This is a genomic window from Granulibacter bethesdensis (genome assembly GCF_001889525.1).
In the GTDB taxonomy this organism is placed as follows: domain Bacteria; phylum Pseudomonadota; class Alphaproteobacteria; order Acetobacterales; family Acetobacteraceae; genus Granulibacter; species Granulibacter bethesdensis_C.
The window spans coordinates 1,217,733-1,232,390 of the sequence record NZ_CP018192.1 but is presented as its reverse complement, the minus strand read 5'-3'; the positions used below and the strand labels follow the sequence as shown (position 1 = coordinate 1,232,390).

The window sequence follows — 14,658 nt, the reverse complement described above, 5'->3', positions numbered from 1 at the left end:
GGCACCATCCTGCAAACAAGATAGAATTTATATTGCATTTTATCGCACTATGTAATATATGTTTCAACATAAATCGCGAGGTGCAGAATGGTTAATTCTAGCGCAGGCAGCGACAAACCAAAGCTTGACGTCATCACGATCGGCCGTGCGGGAGTTGACCTCTATGGCGATCAGATTGGCGGCAGGCTTGAGGATATGGGAAGCTTTGCCAAATATGTCGGCGGAAGCCCTACAAATACTGCGATCGGGGTGGCGCGCCTCGGCCTGAACGCCGCACTGCTGACACGCGTCGGCAATGATCATATGGGCCGTTTTATTATTGAGGCGCTTGATCGCGAAGGTGTCGATCCGCGCGGCGTCCAGATCGATCCTGATCGGCTCACGGCACTTGCAATTCTAGGCATCCGCGATCGGGAGACATTTCCGCTCATTTTCTATCGCGAAAATTGTGCTGATATGGGCCTCGTCACTGACGATATCGATGTAGAATTCGTGCGGTCGGCCCGGGCAGTGCTGGTCAACGGCACCCATCTCTCGCAGCCAGGCGTTTTTGCCGCCTGCTGGAAAGCGATCGAGACCATCAAGGCAGCGGGCGGCCGTGTGATCTTTGATATCGATTATAGGCCTGTTCTCTGGGGGCTTACCTCGAAGGATATGGGAGAGAACCGCTTCGTTGCCGCTGCGGATGTCACACGAGAACTCCAAAAAATCCTGCCTAAGTGCGACCTCATCGTGGGTACCGAGGAGGAAATCCACATCCTCGGAGGGTCGACGGATACAATGACGTCGCTCCGTGCAATCCGCGCCGGTTCCGATGCGCTGCTTGTATGCAAGCGAGGATCAGAAGGATGTGTCGCCTTCGCAGGGCAAATTCCTGACTCGCTTGATGGGGGAATCGTCGGGCGCGGCTTTCCGATTGAAGTGCTCAATGTTCTCGGTGCCGGTGATGCCTTTATGGCTGGCTTTCTGAGAGGCTGGCTGCAGGATATGCCGGTTGCTACGTGCTGCGAATATGGCAATGCCTGCGGTGCACTGGTCGTTTCGCGCCATGGTTGCGCGCCGGCTATGCCAAGCTGGGAAGAACTGCAGATCTTTCTCCAGGGCAAGGATTGGCCATACCGCCTGCGCGATAGCGCCTATCTTGAACATGTTCACTGGGCGACCAACAGAACGCGGGATTATTCCGAGTTGATCGCGCTGGCCATGGATCATCGCAGCCAGTTTGAAGATCTTGTTGCCGAGCTCGGAACGGATGCGGATCGAGTTCCTGCCTTCAAATCGCTTGCGCTCCATGCCGTTGAACGCGTTGCAGGTGACGACCGACGCTTCGGCATCTTGCTGGATGGGCGGTTTGGAGCGCCTGCTCTGGAGCAGGCAGCAGACCTTCCTTATTGGATCGGACGTCCCATCGAAAAACCAGGCTCCCGACCACTCGTATTCGAGGGTTCGCCTGATGTAGGCGTCAGACTTCGCGAGTGGCCGCTCCATCATGTCGTGAAATGTCTGGTCTTATATCATCCCGACGATCCGAAACAGTTGCGCGCTCAACAAGATCGGCAGTTGCTACGCCTATTCGATGCATGCCGCGCAACCAGGCATGAATTACTTCTGGAGATTATTGCCTCCAGGCATGGCATCATCGACTGTACCACCGTCTCGCGCGTGATCGAGCATGTGTACGATCTTGGCATTTACCCGGATTGGTGGAAACTTGAGCCAACGGAGGATCCTGTCGCCTGGGAAAATATCAGCGCTGCTATCAATCGCCGTGATCCTTTCTGCCGGGGCGTTGTTCTTCTCGGACTGTCTGCCCCTGAGGAAGAACTGATCGCGAGTTTCTACGCAGCCGCACCGTTTGACATTGTCAAGGGCTTTGCGGTTGGCCGGACAATCTTCCACGGCGTAGCGGCAAAATGGCTTGCCGGAGATTATGATGATGAGCAGGCAATTGCAGCACTAACCGCCAATTTCCGCACCTTGGTCGATGCCTGGCGCGTTGCGCGCGGTGCATGCAGAACAGAGGTGGCGTGAGATGCAGACAGTGCGGCTGACCATGGCTCAGGCGCTGGTGCGGTGGATGCAGGCTCAATTCGTCGAGCTGGACGGGGTGAAAATTTCCTATTTTGCAGGTGTCTGGGCAATTTTCGGCCATGGCAACGTTGCAGGCATGGGGGAGGCGCTCGCAGGAACTGGTGATACGTTGCCAACTTTCCGCGCCCATAATGAACAAGGAATGGCGCATGCCTCCATCGCTTTCGCCAAGGCTTCTCGCCGGCGGCGGGCGATGGCCTGTACGACATCGATCGGGCCTGGCGCCACCAATATGGTGACGGCGGCGGCGCTGGCACATGTCAATCGTCTGCCCGTGTTGTTCCTGCCCGGTGACGTCTTTGCAAGCCGGCGGCCCGCACCCGTGCTTCAGCAGATCGAAAGTTTTGAGGATGCAACCGTCAGCGCGAATGACTGCTTCCGCCCGGTTTCACGTTGGTTTGACCGAATTACACGGCCCGAGCAAATCCTTGAGTCTCTTCCTCAGTCGATGAGCATCCTGACCGATGCCGCAACCTGCGGACCGGTCACGCTTGCACTGTGCCAGGACGTTCAGGCCGAGGCCTTCAATTATCCAGAGAATTTCTTCGAACATAGGATCTGGCACACGCGTCGGATCCGCCCAGCCCTCGCGGAATTAGATGATGCGGCGCACGCCATTCGTGCCTCGCAGCGTCCGCTCATTGTTGCCGGCGGGGGGGTGCTCTATTCCGGCGCGGAAACCATGCTGGCGCAGTTCGCTGAACGGATCGGCGCACCAGTTGCCGAAACACAGGCTGGCAAGGGCAGCCTTCCTTGGGATCATCCACAGGCTGTGGGTTCGCTCGGTGTGACCGGAACCAGCGCTGCCAACCAGGCAGCATCAGAGGCGGATTGCGTCATTGCGGTTGGTACGAGACTGCAGGATTTCACAACCGGTTCCCGCACGATCTTTGGCAAGGCGCAGACCCTTATTCAGATGAATGTGGCCGCATACGATGCCGGCAAGCATGGCGCACTTCCTGTGGTGGGTGATGCCCGCGAGGGACTTCAGGAGCTCCTGAAAGCTCTGGAAGGCTGGGGCGCGGACGAGAATTGGCAAGACGCCAACTGTAAGGCCGTCCTGGAATGGAACCGCGCATGGGAAAAGGCTACCACCCCGCGGCCGATGAGGCTTCCGTCGGATGGAGAAGTCATCGGCGCGGTCTGGCGCAATGCCGGCGAAAACAGTGTCGTGGTCTGCGCAGCAGGTGGCCTTCCCGGCGAACTTCACAAGCTTTGGCGCACGTCGTGTCCACTCGGCTACCATGTCGAATATGGTTTTTCGTGTATGGGATATGAGATCGCCGCCGGCCTCGGCGTGAAAATGGCGCTGCCACTGCGGGATGTTTTCGTGATGGTCGGTGACGGAAGCTATCTGATGTTGAATTCTGAACTCGCGACCTCGATCATGCTCGGCCACAAGATCATAGTCTTGCTGCTGGATAATCGCGGTTTCGGTTGCATACATCGATTGCAAAAAGCGACCGGTGGCCGGCCTTTCAACAATCTGTTGCAAGATACCCTCCATAAAAACGAGGCCAACATCGACTTTGTGCTGCATGCCCGTGGGCTTGGTGCAAGTGCCGAAAAAGTGGCTGGCATCCCAGAGCTTGAGGAAGCGCTGGTGCGCGCCAAGGCGGCACCCGCAAGTTACGTCATCGTGATCAACACAGATCCATCGATCACCACCGAAGCAGGCGGCCATTGGTGGGACGTGGTGGTCGCCGAAGTCTCCGAGCGCGCCGAGGTAAAGACTGCGCGTGACCGTTACGAACAGAAACTGCGTGGAGAAAGTCAATGACGATCCGTTGGGGCGTCAGCCCGATCGCCTGGGCAAATGACGACATGCCGGAGCTGGGTGGTGACACGACACTTGATCAACTGCTGACAGAGGTTCGCAAGATCGGGTTTGACGGCGTCGAACTCGGCAACAAATTCCCGCGCGATCCGATCGTGCTGAAGCCTATTATGGAGCGCTACAGCCTCAACATTATCGGCGGATGGTATGGCTCCAGCTTACTCACGCGGGAGGCTGAGGCAGAGATTGCGGCTTTGCAACCTCATCTGGCCCTGCTCAAGGCCATGGATTCAACCGTCTTCATACTCGCTGAAACAAGCAATGCCGTCCACAGTGACAGGTCAAGCCACCTCGATAAGCACCCTACCCTCCAGGCAGAAGACTGGCCGCAGTTTGGAGAACGGCTGAACCGGGTAGCGCACTACGTCACTGACAATGGTCTCCGCTTTGCTTACCACCATCATCTCGGCACCGTTGTCGAAACACAGGAGGAGCTCGAACAATTCTTTGCGCACACGGATGATCACGTCGGCCTGGTTCTGGACACGGGTCACGCAATTTATGGCGGGATTGACCCCATCGCAGTGATTCGCCACTGGTCAGAAAGGGTTGCCCACGTGCATTGCAAGGACGTACGGTCGAGAAGGTACCATGCATATCTGACGAACGGCATGAGCTTCCTTGATGGCGTGATGGGGGGAATGTTTACCACGCCGGGCGATGGCGACTATGATTATGCACCGCTCCTGATGGAACTCGCCGGTATGGACTATTCCGGCTGGATCGTGATTGAAGCAGAGCAGGATCCGGCAATTGCCAATCCGCGCGATTACAGTCAGCTCGGGCTTGACACGTTGAAGAGCCTGGCACGCACCAGCGGACTGATCTGATGTCGCTCCTCGTTCACAGCGTCGCTCCCGATGGCGATGGGGTTGTGATGGACATCACGCCGCAGAGTGCGGGCTGGCGCTATGTCGGCTTCCGCGTGATCCAGCTGACCGCCGGAAAGGCTTATACAGGGTGCGAGGAAGACCGCGAGGCCTGCCTGGTGATCCTGACCGGCAAGGTCGATGTCGCCGCCGGCCTGGAGACGTTCACGGCACTCGGCGACCGAGCCGATGTCTTCGATGGGCCTCCGACCTCTGTGTATATTCCAGCAGGCCTACCCTATAGGATCCGGGCGATCGAAGACGCTGGGATCGCCCTTTGTACCGCCCCCGCGGCGGGCTCGGGGTTACCCCGCCTGATCCCCCCAGATCAGGTCGGACAGGAAATCCGTGGCGAGGGTGCCAACCAGCGATATGTGCGCAACATTCTTGACGACAAGGCTGAAGCGGAAGCTCTTCTTGTGGTCGAGGTGATCACGCCAGCCGGACATTGGTCGAGCTACCCGCCGCACAAGCATGATCGCGACTCTTATCCGGAAGAAAGCCTTCTGGAAGAAACTTATTATCACCGCCTTTCACCGCCACAGGGCTTTGCCTTCCAGCGTGTCTATACCGATGACCGCCTGATCGACGAAACGATGACGGTGGAAACCGGCGACGCCGTCCTGGTCCCACGTGGATATCACCCAGTTGGCACTCCTTACGGCTACGACCTCTATTATCTCAACGTGATGGCCGGTCCGCGTCGCCAATGGATCTTTAAAAACGACCCTGCGCACGCATGGATCATGAAAAAATAGGATTCATCATGGAACTGATTCACCACTTTCTGTCAGGCGAGCGCGTTCCGCATGGGCAGACCCGCACCGGCCCCGTTTTCAATCCGAGTACGGGCATTCAATCGGGCCGTGTAGCGCTGGGGAGCGCGGATGATCTCAATCGCGCGGTGATGGCGGCAAAAGCTGCTCAACCGCACTGGGCAGCCGTCAATCCGCAGCGGCGTGCGCGTATTATGTTCCGCTTCAAAGAGTTGATCGAGCGTAATATGGATGCGCTCGCACGTCTATTATCGGTCGAGCATGGCAAAGTTGTTGCGGACTCCAGGGGAGATATTCTGCGCGGTCTGGAAGTGATCGAGTTCTGCGCAGGCATCCCTTATGCCCTCAAAGGGGAATATACGCAGGGTGCAGGGCCGGGGATCGACGTCTACTCCATGCGCGTACCGCTTGGCGTTGTGGCTGGCATCACCCCGTTTAATTTTCCCGCGATGATTCCGATGTGGATGATGGGTCCTGCACTTGCTGCCGGCAATGCCTTCATCCTGAAACCTTCCGAGCGTGACCCCTCGGTCCCGGTACGCCTTGCTGAACTGTTGATTGAGGCGGGCCTACCCCAAGATATCATGCAGGTCGTGCATGGCGACAAGGAAGTCGTTGATGCGATCATCGATCATCCAGATATTGCGGCAATCAGCTTCGTGGGCTCGTCAGAGATCGCCCAGAGCGTTTATGCACGCGGAACCGCCGCCGGGAAGCGCGTCCAGGCAATGGGTGGCGCCAAGAACCATGGTATTGTCATGCCAGATGCTGATTTTGACCAGGCTGTCACTGACATCATTGGAGCAGCTTATGGCTCGGCCGGCGAACGCTGTATGGCGCTGCCCGTTGTCGTTCCGGTCGGCGAGGAAACCGCGGATCGACTGCGGGGTCGGCTGGTCGATGCAATCAGCGGATTGCGCGTTGGCAGCGCGCTTGATCCCGAAGCACATTATGGGCCCCTCATCAGCGCCCACCACAAGGCACGGGTCGAACACTATATCCAGATAGGCGTTGACGAAGGTGCTGAGCTCGTTGTCGATGGTCGTGATTTTGAACTGCAAGGGTATGAACAAGGCTTCTTTGTCGGTCCCACGCTATTTGATCATGTGACGACAAAGATGCAGACCTATACTGATGAGATTTTTGGGCCGGTACTGCAGATCGTGCGCGCAAAAACCTTCGAGGAGGCCGTCGCGCTGCCATCAGCACATCAATATGGCAATGGCGTTGCGATCTTCACCCGCAACGGGCATGCCGCGCGGGAATTCATACAACGCGTCGACGTTGGCATGGTCGGGGTCAATGTGCCGGTGCCGGTGCCCGTCGCCTACCATTCTTTCGGAGGCTGGAAACGCTCCGCTTTTGGTGACATGAATCAATATGGCCTGGAAGGTCTCCGCTTTTTTACCAAGACGAAATTGGTGACACAGCGTTGGCCGGACGGTTCGGCAACGGGGAATAATGCCTTCCTTATCCCGACCATGGCCTGAACTTACGCGTGACCAGGCAAACGTTTCAGAAATCATGAACGCCAAAAGAGTCCGATAAAACCTTCTAAGAAGCTGCTTAGGCTAAAAAGCTATAGTAGCCTTCGCGTGCCACGCCGCCCCCTGATTGTCCATCGCTGCTTGTCTATCGGGACGAAGAGCCGGTAAGCGTGCATCCCATGATCGTCAAACAGCCTAATCGCGCCCTGATGCTGTTCACCCTGCGGGGATCGGTGCTGCCGGTCATCCTGCCCAAAGTTTCGCTGATCATGGCGATCTCCACGGCCCTGGCCATTGTTCTACATGCCCATCCGGGTACCTATCCCGAATTCAGCAGCGTGCCGTTCACCCTGTTCGGGCTGGCTCTGTCGATCTTCCTCGGGTTCCGCAATAACGCCTGTTATGATCGATGGTGGGAAGGACGAAAACTGTGGGGTGCGGTCGTGATCGAGATGCGGACCCTGGCACGGGATGTCATTGCTTTTCTTCCCGCCGCGCATCCGGGCCGGACGCATGTCCTGAATCAGTGCATCGCTTATGCATATCTGCTGAAAGCAAGGCTGCGGGATGAAGAGGGCCTTGATGAAGCAGAAGGTTATCTCTCTGCTCAGGAGCATACCAGCCTGCTTCCCATGCGTAACCGACCGGAAGCAATCCTGCGCAGCATCATGGAAGAAGTCGCAGAATGGGGGCGTCAGGGTCTGCTGTCAGACATCCCCATGATGACACTGGAGACACGCCTCCATGCCATTGGTGCTGCACAGGGCGGCTGCGAACGGATCGTCTCGACAAGTACACCTTTCGCCTACACGCTGCTGCTGCATCGGACAGCGTGGATTTTCTGCCTGCTGCTGCCATTTGGCTTCGTATCCACCCTCGGTTTTGCAACTCCATTGTTGACCGGCGTGCTCGCCTACACATTTTTCGGACTGGATGCGCTCAGCGACGAATTGGAACAGCCTTTCGGCCTGCATCAGAACGATCTGCCACTGAATGCGATCGTGCGTGGCATCGAGATTGATTTGCTCGAAGCCCTGGGGGTTAAAGAGCTTCCAGAGCCTCTTGCCCCGATAAATGGAGTGCTAACCTAATCCGGCTGACGATCAGGGCAGAGGATCGTCTCCCGCTCCGTCACAATGGCGCGGAGTGGAAAATCCGTTGCCTCCACCGGCACGTCTTCCAGCTCAAACGCCGCAAAAGCACAACCGATTGCATGCACTGAAGGCAGTGCGGCAAGGGTACGGTCGTAATAACCACCCCCATAACCAAGTCGGTTTCCGGTGCGGTCGAAGGCCAGAAGTGGCACCAGCACCGTTTCAGGAACAATCTCAGGCCCATCAGGATGCAAGGTGCGGAAACGCCCTTCGATCATTGCCACGCCCGGAGTCCACTCACGGAAAATCAGCTTTTCCCCTTTCTTCGTCGTCACCGGCAGGGCAATTCGATGTCCACCCGCATACAGCGCCGCCATCAGAGGCCTCAGATCAAGTTCACCGGGAAGAGGCCAGAAAGCTGACACGATATGGCCTGGTGTGGGAGGAAGGTCGCGGAGCAGATTTTCACCCAGGGCTATCCCGGCCGAGGGATCGAGCGATTCGCGCAAGGCGTAGGCACGCTGGCGCAGGGCCTGTTTACGCCCGGCAAGGGACATGTCCTGATCAGCCAACATCATCACGACCGCGTCATAGTGCGAAAAAGGAAAAAGGGGAGCCACCCTGGCCGTTGGCGTATCATCCTCCTCAGACCTGCTAGAGCAGGTGGGCACCGGATATCATGACCACGATCATGACAGCGCCAGTTCCCGAGGGAATGCTTATCGGCCCGGGGGATTAATGTGCCTGACGCACCGGGCAGCTCCACAGACCTGTTTAAAGGTGGTTGAACGAAGCCGCAATCTCTTCCGCACGTTCGGCCAGACGTCGCAGCCTTTCAATAAAGGCGGGATCATCCTGCACGGCAGGCACACCCTCCTCATGCCGTGTCTCCCCGTAGGTGGCACGGCTCGGGTCCTGGCGCAGCTGCCTGACTTCCCGGCGCAGATCGTGAATTTCGTCCGCCATGATCAAAGACGCCAGCACCAGCAAGCGTGCTTCCCCGCTCTGTCCGCCTTGCGACTTGATATTGTCGATCCGGTCCTCGACCTGCTGTGCCATGGCCTGGAGATGATGCTCCTGCCCGTCCTCGCAGCCGACTGTGTAAGCGTATCCATTGATGCGCACCGTCACTTGCGCCATTTGCCTGTCCCTCCCTGAGACTGGCAGCCATCAGCCTCTGCCATGGAGTCTGGTGCCCTATGAGTCGGGTCCCGACCTGAACTGTCCTGGCTTACTGCCATGAATTATAATGAGGTGGGGTAAAACTTCCCGCCTCTTCCGTGGGCGTCCCATAGCTGACTGAATGATATGAACCATCATATGCCTGAGGAGCAGGTGCGGATGCCGGTGATGGAGGAGCCGCCATGTTGCCTGCTTCCGCTACGGTCGAGAAATCATTTGGCCCTTCATGAGGGACTGCTTCAACCGGAGGTGACGTTGTTTCCAGGTCAGGCAGTGCGGCCGGCCTGTCTTCGGCCAGCACCTCACGTAACTGTGTCACCAGATAATCGATCCGCGCAGCGAGATCCTCCAGCCTGGGATCGGGTCCCTGCTGAGGGAATGGCTGCCCCCTGGTCGTATTGGCGAGGCGATCCAGAGCAGCCTCGATCCGCGCAGTGGCTTCCACCGCCTCAATCTTTCCGGCCATTGATCCTCCGCCGCCTACTTATTCCTGTCTTGCGTTGAAACCCGCCAACCGCTTGAAGGTCAAGCATGATTCGGTTCGGCGCAGTCATTGTCCATGGAATGGAAGATATCAGAAGGACACTTTGGCATGCCTCTGTCGCGCAAACCGGCGTAGGCTTGCTCTCAACACCGGGGGCATTGGCGTCCGGCGGCTGCGGGTGGTGGCTGGCCATGATGCAGGCCGCCAGCAAGGAGTTTCCCGATATTCCTTTTCAGTCGCTCGCGGATTGCGGGAATGTACCCGGATTGGCAGCTTCCCTTTTACGGGCGACTTGGCCCGTTGACGAAACCGTGACATGGCAATCGGGCGAGTCCCCTCCTCTGATGCTCATTCTCTCTCCTTCCCCCGCCAGTACGGCCGTCGGTTTTATGGCGGAGTCGGCACGGGTTCCCCTGCTCTCCACACCACCACCGGCCTTTCATCTGCCATTGAAGGGCGGGCGAAACGACACCACTCTTGAAGCTCTGCTCACATGGCTCAAGACCCCGGCGTGACAGACGCGCTCCGCTGGGCTACGAGCGCGACAAAGCCCAAGCAGGAGAACGGCCCGATGCGTATCACGCCTGTCGTCAAATCGATCCTCGATAAATACGAGAGCGACAATCCGGGAACTAAAACCAACCTCGCCCGCATCCTGATGGAAGGGCGTCTGGGAGGAACCGGCAAGCTGGTCATTCTGCCGGTGGATCAAGGGTTTGAGCATGGCCCGGCCCGCAGTTTCGCACCCAACCCGCCTGCCTACGACCCGCATTATCATTTCGACCTCGCTATTGAAGCCGGGCTGAGCGCCTATGCCGCGCCGCTGGGTATGATCGAGGCCGGTGCAGGCACCTATGCCGGCTCCATTCCGCTGATCCTGAAAGTCAATTCCTCCAACAGCCTCGCCGTTACCAAGGATCAGGCCGTTACCGGCACCGTGGCCGATGCGCTGCGTCTGGGCTGTTCCGCCATCGGCTTCACTATCTATCCGGGCAGCGAATACGCGTTCGACCAGATGGAAGAACTGCGTGAACTTGCGGAAGAAGCCAAATCCGCCGGTCTCGCCGTGGTGGTATGGAGCTATCCGCGCGGTCCGGAACTGGACAAAAAGGCCGAGACCGCACTGGATATTTGCGCCTATGCCGCGCATATGGCCGCCCTGCTCGGCGCGCACATCATCAAGGTGAAGCCGCCGACCGATGCGGTCAGCCTTCCCGCCGCCCAGAAAACCTACGAGACCCAGAACATCGATCGTTCAACGCTGGCCAAACGTGTCGCGCATGTGGTGCAGGCATCCTTTGCGGGCCGTCGCATCGTCGTGTTCTCCGGCGGCGAAACCACGGGCACCGACCAGCTGCTGGATACCATCCGTGGTTTGCGGGATGGGGGCGCCAACGGTTCCATCATCGGCCGCAACACCTTCCAGCGCCCGCGTGCGGAAGCTCTGGAGCTGCTGGGGAAGATCATTGATATCTTCCAGAACAAGGCCTGATGAATGATGGACGAGCGCTGCAGGCTCTATCTGATCACGCCTCCGGCGCTCAATTCCGACAGCTTCGCCGATACGCTCGCCCGTGCGCTGGACGCGGGCGATGTCGGTGCGCTTCAAATCCGGCTGAAAAACCTAGAGGACGATGCATTGCGCCATGCCATAGACCGGCTGCGCCCTGTTGCCCATGATCGCGGCGTTGCCGTCATCCTGAACGATCGCCCCGATCTGGTGGCGGCAACTGGCTGTGACGGTGCGCATATCGGTCAGGAGGATGGCGACATCATCGCTGCACGGGCGCTGTTGGGTGATCTGACTCTCGGCGTTTCCTGCCATGGCAGTCGCGATCTGGCGATGAGCGCGGGGGAAGCTGGCGCCGATTACGTGGCATTCGGCGCATTCTACCCTTCCACATCGAAAGAGGTCGTGCCTGAGGCAACCCCTGACCTGCTGGCCTGGTGGTCGGAGATGATGGAGCTGCCGAGCGTTGCCATTGGCGGCATCGACCCGACCAATGCCGCCCCTCTGGTCAAGGCAGGGGCCGATTTTCTGGCTGTCATCGGCGCGGTCTGGAATCATCCTGATGGCCCCGCTGCCGGGGTCAAGGCGCTGAATAGTGCCATTCAGGCCGCTCTGACCGACGATCTGTAACGTCCCGATCTATTCCTCGGGCAACCACTGCACCTGCTGGATCCGGTCCGCGCCGGAGGCCAGCATTGCCAGACGGTCAAATCCCATCGCAATCCCCGCCGCCTGCGGCATTCCAAAGGCGAGCGCGGCAAGAAAATCCTCGTCCAGCGGCCAGTTCTGTCCATCCAGCGCCTGCCGCCTGCTGCGGTCGATCAGGAAGCGCCGTCTCTGCTCCTCCGCATCGGTCAGCTCTACAAAGGCATTGGCCAGTTCGATACCGCAGACAAACAGCTCGAAGCGTTCTGCAACGCGGGGATCATTTGGGCAGGGTCGTGCCAGCGCGGCCTGCGCCACAGGCCAATGGGTGAGGAAAGTCGGGTGTTCCCGCCCCAGATGGGGCTCGATCCTGTCAAGCAGCAGGCGAAAGAACAGATCCTCCCAACCCTCTCCCTCACGCAATCTTACACCGGCAGATTCAGCGAGGGCCGGAGCATCATCAGCCGTGGCGAGCACATCGGCACCTGTATAGCGGGCAAAAGCATCAGCCACAGTCAGGATTTCCGGCTCGTCGATCCGGGTGGTTACACCGCCGCTCGATACGACGGGCGGCAGGACCGAACGCAGTAACTCCATCGTCTCTGCGATCAGATCGGCCATGGAACTGCCGGGACGGTACCATTCCAGCATGGTGAATTCCGCCGCATGACGGGCGCTGCCTTCACCGTTGCGCCAGACCCTGGCCAGCTGAAAAATCGGCCCTGCCCCGGCCACCAGCAGCCGCTTCATGGCAAATTCGGGACTGGTGTGCAGCCAGAGGGGTGTCACTATCCCATCCACTCCGATCCGCTCCGTCCGGAATGCCTGAAGATGGACTTCCTCACCAGGAGCCGGGACAACACAGGGCGTCTCGACCTCCAGATAGGAGCGCGCATCGAAAAACGCCCGCACGGCACGTGTCAGTGCGGAACGGCGGTGTAGAAAGGGAAGACGGTCCGCAAAGCGGTCCGGATGCCAGGTCGGTCTTGCCATATTAACTCTTTGCCAGCCCCGGCTCATTGCCGGAAGAGGTCTGAGAGCCTAGATGCTCTTCATGCCCGATGGTTCATGTCATGATCCGAAAGACGCCGAGGAACGCCGTCATTCGCACACGCCGCGCAGCCTGCGTAGTCTGGCTGATCTGCGGCAAGCCGGGCTGATTGATGACGAGACGCCATTGCAGGCGGTCGCCGCGCAATATGCCATTGCTATTCCCCCTGCGATGCAGGCGCTGATCACGGACCGACACGATCCGATTGGCCTGCAGGTAATCCCCGATACGGCAGAAATAGTCACCGCCCCCTATGAAAGTGTTGATCCTATTGGGGATGATGCCCTGTCGCCCGTTCCCGGCATCGTTCATCGCTATCCTGACCGTGCCCTGTTGAAGCCCCTGCTCATCTGCCCTGTCTATTGCCGTTTCTGCTTCCGACGGGAGCATGTCGGGCCAGATGGAGGCATGCTTTCCAAGGAACAGCTCAGAATTGCCCTCGACTGGCTGGCTGGCCATCCCCAGATAAGGGAGGTCATTCTGACAGGCGGTGATCCGCTGATGCTTTCTCCAAGAAGATTATCTTTTATTGTCAATGAATTAAATAATATTCCTCATATTGATATCATCCGTATTCATAGCCGCGTTCCAGTGGCTGATCCGGGTCTCATAACGCAAGCCATGCTGGATGCGCTGGAAACGGATAAAGCCCTTTTTCTGATATTACATACGAATAATTCAAAAGAACTGACTGATCTTGCAGCTTTATCAATTCAGTCTTTCCAGCGTCGAGGCATCCCCGTGCTGAGCCAGACCGTCCTGCTACGAGGGGTCAATGATTCTGCGGATGCGCTGGAGGCGCTTTATCGTCGCCTGCTGCGTCTTCGGGTGAAGCCCTATTATCTGCACCAGTTGGACGCTGCTCCCGGTACAGCAAGGTTCCGCGTGCCGGTCGAGGAAGGGCGTGCCATCCTTCGTACCTTGCGTGGCCGTATCAGCGGCCTTGCATGGCCCACTTACGTCATCGACATTCCCGGCGGATATGGGAAAGTACCGGTTGATCCGGATTATCTGGAGTCAGATGGCTCCGTCCGCGACATCAATGGCCACCGCCACATTTTGTCTGGAGAGGCTTTGCCATGACTGCATCCAAGCATCCTGCCCTGCGCGGCCTCTCTGTTTTCTTGCTGCCTTGCGCTCTGGGCATCCTGCTGGCTGGCTGTGCCACTCAGGAGGAGATCATCAGCAATCAGGAAACCCTTCTGTCTGCAGCGGGCTTTGTCATCAAACCCGTCAATACGCCGGAACGCCAGACCAGCCTTGCCACCCTGCCCCCCAACCGCATCGTCATGCAGCCCTCCGGCGACAAGATGACGTTCCTGTATGCCGATCCGGTGGTGTGCAAATGCCTTTTTGTGGGTGATCAGCCTTCCTTCAGCCGCTATCAGCAGATGACGTTCCAGCAACGTCTGGCGAATCAGGCGCAGTCGACCGCCCTCGCCTACCAGAGCGCCTCCTTCGGCTGGGGGCCATGGGGCGGAGGACCATGGGGCTGGGGGTGGGGTGGCGGCATGTGGGGACCGGGCTGGGGGTGGTAAGATTGCCCGCTCTGAAGTCCCTCAATGCCCATGATCCCATATGCATGGCCGCCTTCGCCGTCATAACAGGTTGCCGGTTCCGGCGGTTCGGTCT

The 14,658-nt window shown here is 58.4% G+C and carries 15 protein-coding genes and 1 other RNA gene; 11 read left to right on the top strand and 5 right to left on the bottom strand.

Annotated elements, in window-relative coordinates; all coding sequences use genetic code 11:
* Positions 1 to 87: 87 nt before the first annotated feature.
* The 6 genes from GbCGDNIH6_RS05645 (at position 88) to GbCGDNIH6_RS05620 (ending at position 8,151) form a co-directional block, all read left to right on the top strand.
* Positions 88 to 2,031 carry a bifunctional 5-dehydro-2-deoxygluconokinase/5-dehydro-2-deoxyphosphogluconate aldolase gene (locus GbCGDNIH6_RS05645; RefSeq protein WP_072563152.1) on the top strand — a complete coding sequence of 648 codons (1,944 nt, stop codon included), beginning with the start codon at positions 88 to 90 and terminating at the stop codon, positions 2,029 to 2,031.
* A gap of 22 nt (positions 2,032 to 2,053) precedes the next feature.
* On the top strand, positions 2,054 to 3,871 hold the full coding sequence (gene iolD, locus GbCGDNIH6_RS05640; protein WP_232450000.1) for a 3D-(3,5/4)-trihydroxycyclohexane-1,2-dione acylhydrolase (decyclizing): 1,818 nt from the start codon (positions 2,054 to 2,056) through the stop codon (positions 3,869 to 3,871).
* Complete coding sequence (gene iolE, locus GbCGDNIH6_RS05635; RefSeq protein WP_072563150.1) at positions 3,868 to 4,758, top strand: myo-inosose-2 dehydratase; 891 nt, start codon at positions 3,868 to 3,870, stop codon at positions 4,756 to 4,758. The genes iolD and iolE overlap by 4 nt, the downstream gene beginning before the upstream one ends.
* Positions 4,758 to 5,555, top strand: coding sequence for a 5-deoxy-glucuronate isomerase (gene iolB / locus GbCGDNIH6_RS05630; RefSeq protein ID WP_072563149.1), 798 nt, complete (start codon positions 4,758 to 4,760; stop codon positions 5,553 to 5,555). The genes iolE and iolB overlap by 1 nt, the downstream gene beginning before the upstream one ends.
* Positions 5,556 to 5,563: 8 nt before the next feature.
* Complete coding sequence (locus tag GbCGDNIH6_RS05625; RefSeq protein WP_072563148.1) at positions 5,564 to 7,063, top strand: CoA-acylating methylmalonate-semialdehyde dehydrogenase; 1,500 nt, start codon at positions 5,564 to 5,566, stop codon at positions 7,061 to 7,063.
* A 176-nt stretch (positions 7,064 to 7,239) separates the two neighbouring features.
* On the top strand, positions 7,240 to 8,151 hold the full coding sequence (locus tag GbCGDNIH6_RS05620; RefSeq protein WP_072563147.1) for a bestrophin family protein: 912 nt from the start codon (positions 7,240 to 7,242) through the stop codon (positions 8,149 to 8,151).
* On the opposite strand, the gene GbCGDNIH6_RS05615 is transcribed toward GbCGDNIH6_RS05620, so the two are convergent.
* From GbCGDNIH6_RS05615 to GbCGDNIH6_RS05600, 4 genes are all read right to left on the bottom strand, one after another.
* Positions 8,148 to 8,732: a 5-formyltetrahydrofolate cyclo-ligase gene (locus tag GbCGDNIH6_RS05615; RefSeq protein ID WP_232449998.1), complete on the bottom strand. Its 585-nt coding sequence runs from the start codon at positions 8,730 to 8,732 to the stop codon at positions 8,148 to 8,150. The two genes, GbCGDNIH6_RS05620 and GbCGDNIH6_RS05615, sit on opposite strands and share 4 nt — an antisense overlap.
* Before the next feature lie 31 nt (positions 8,733 to 8,763).
* Positions 8,764 to 8,920: non-coding RNA, 6S RNA (ssrS, locus tag GbCGDNIH6_RS05610), on the bottom strand.
* Between the two features lie 8 nt (positions 8,921 to 8,928).
* Positions 8,929 to 9,294 carry a cell division protein ZapA gene (locus tag GbCGDNIH6_RS05605; protein WP_072563146.1) on the bottom strand — a complete coding sequence of 122 codons (366 nt, stop codon included), beginning with the start codon at positions 9,292 to 9,294 and terminating at the stop codon, positions 8,929 to 8,931.
* 91 nt (positions 9,295 to 9,385) lie between these two features.
* A complete protein-coding gene (locus GbCGDNIH6_RS05600) occupies positions 9,386 to 9,802 on the bottom strand; it encodes a hypothetical protein (RefSeq protein ID WP_072563145.1) in 417 nt (138 codons plus the stop codon).
* 65 nt (positions 9,803 to 9,867) lie between these two features.
* Between GbCGDNIH6_RS05600 and GbCGDNIH6_RS05595 the strand changes: the two genes are divergently transcribed.
* Genes GbCGDNIH6_RS05595 through thiE form a run of 3 tightly spaced genes read left to right on the top strand, consistent with a single transcriptional unit; the run spans position 9,868 to position 11,960 of the window.
* The gene (locus tag GbCGDNIH6_RS05595) at positions 9,868 to 10,335 is read left to right on the top strand and encodes a hypothetical protein (RefSeq protein WP_072563144.1); all 468 of its coding nucleotides are present in this window, start codon (positions 9,868 to 9,870) and stop codon (positions 10,333 to 10,335) included.
* 56 nt (positions 10,336 to 10,391) lie between these two features.
* A complete protein-coding gene (locus GbCGDNIH6_RS05590; RefSeq protein ID WP_025286544.1) occupies positions 10,392 to 11,312 on the top strand; it encodes a class I fructose-bisphosphate aldolase in 921 nt (306 codons plus the stop codon).
* A gap of 3 nt (positions 11,313 to 11,315) precedes the next feature.
* On the top strand, positions 11,316 to 11,960 hold the full coding sequence (thiE, locus tag GbCGDNIH6_RS05585) for a thiamine phosphate synthase (protein ID WP_072563143.1): 645 nt from the start codon (positions 11,316 to 11,318) through the stop codon (positions 11,958 to 11,960).
* Between the two features lie 9 nt (positions 11,961 to 11,969).
* Here thiE and epmA read toward each other — a convergent pair whose 3' ends face one another.
* The gene (gene epmA / locus GbCGDNIH6_RS05580) at positions 11,970 to 12,968 is read right to left on the bottom strand and encodes an EF-P lysine aminoacylase EpmA (protein WP_072563142.1); all 999 of its coding nucleotides are present in this window, start codon (positions 12,966 to 12,968) and stop codon (positions 11,970 to 11,972) included.
* Positions 12,969 to 13,020: 52 nt separating this feature from the next.
* On the opposite strand from epmA, the gene GbCGDNIH6_RS05575 reads away from it, so the two are divergent.
* Positions 13,021 to 14,109 (top strand): lysine-2,3-aminomutase-like protein, encoded by a 1,089-nt coding sequence (locus tag GbCGDNIH6_RS05575; protein ID WP_232449996.1) that lies wholly within the window; start codon positions 13,021 to 13,023, stop codon positions 14,107 to 14,109.
* Positions 14,106 to 14,564: a hypothetical protein gene (locus GbCGDNIH6_RS05570; RefSeq protein ID WP_051459574.1), complete on the top strand. Its 459-nt coding sequence runs from the start codon at positions 14,106 to 14,108 to the stop codon at positions 14,562 to 14,564. Before GbCGDNIH6_RS05575 ends, GbCGDNIH6_RS05570 begins: the two co-directional genes overlap by 4 nt.
* Positions 14,565 to 14,658: the final 94 nt, after the last annotated feature.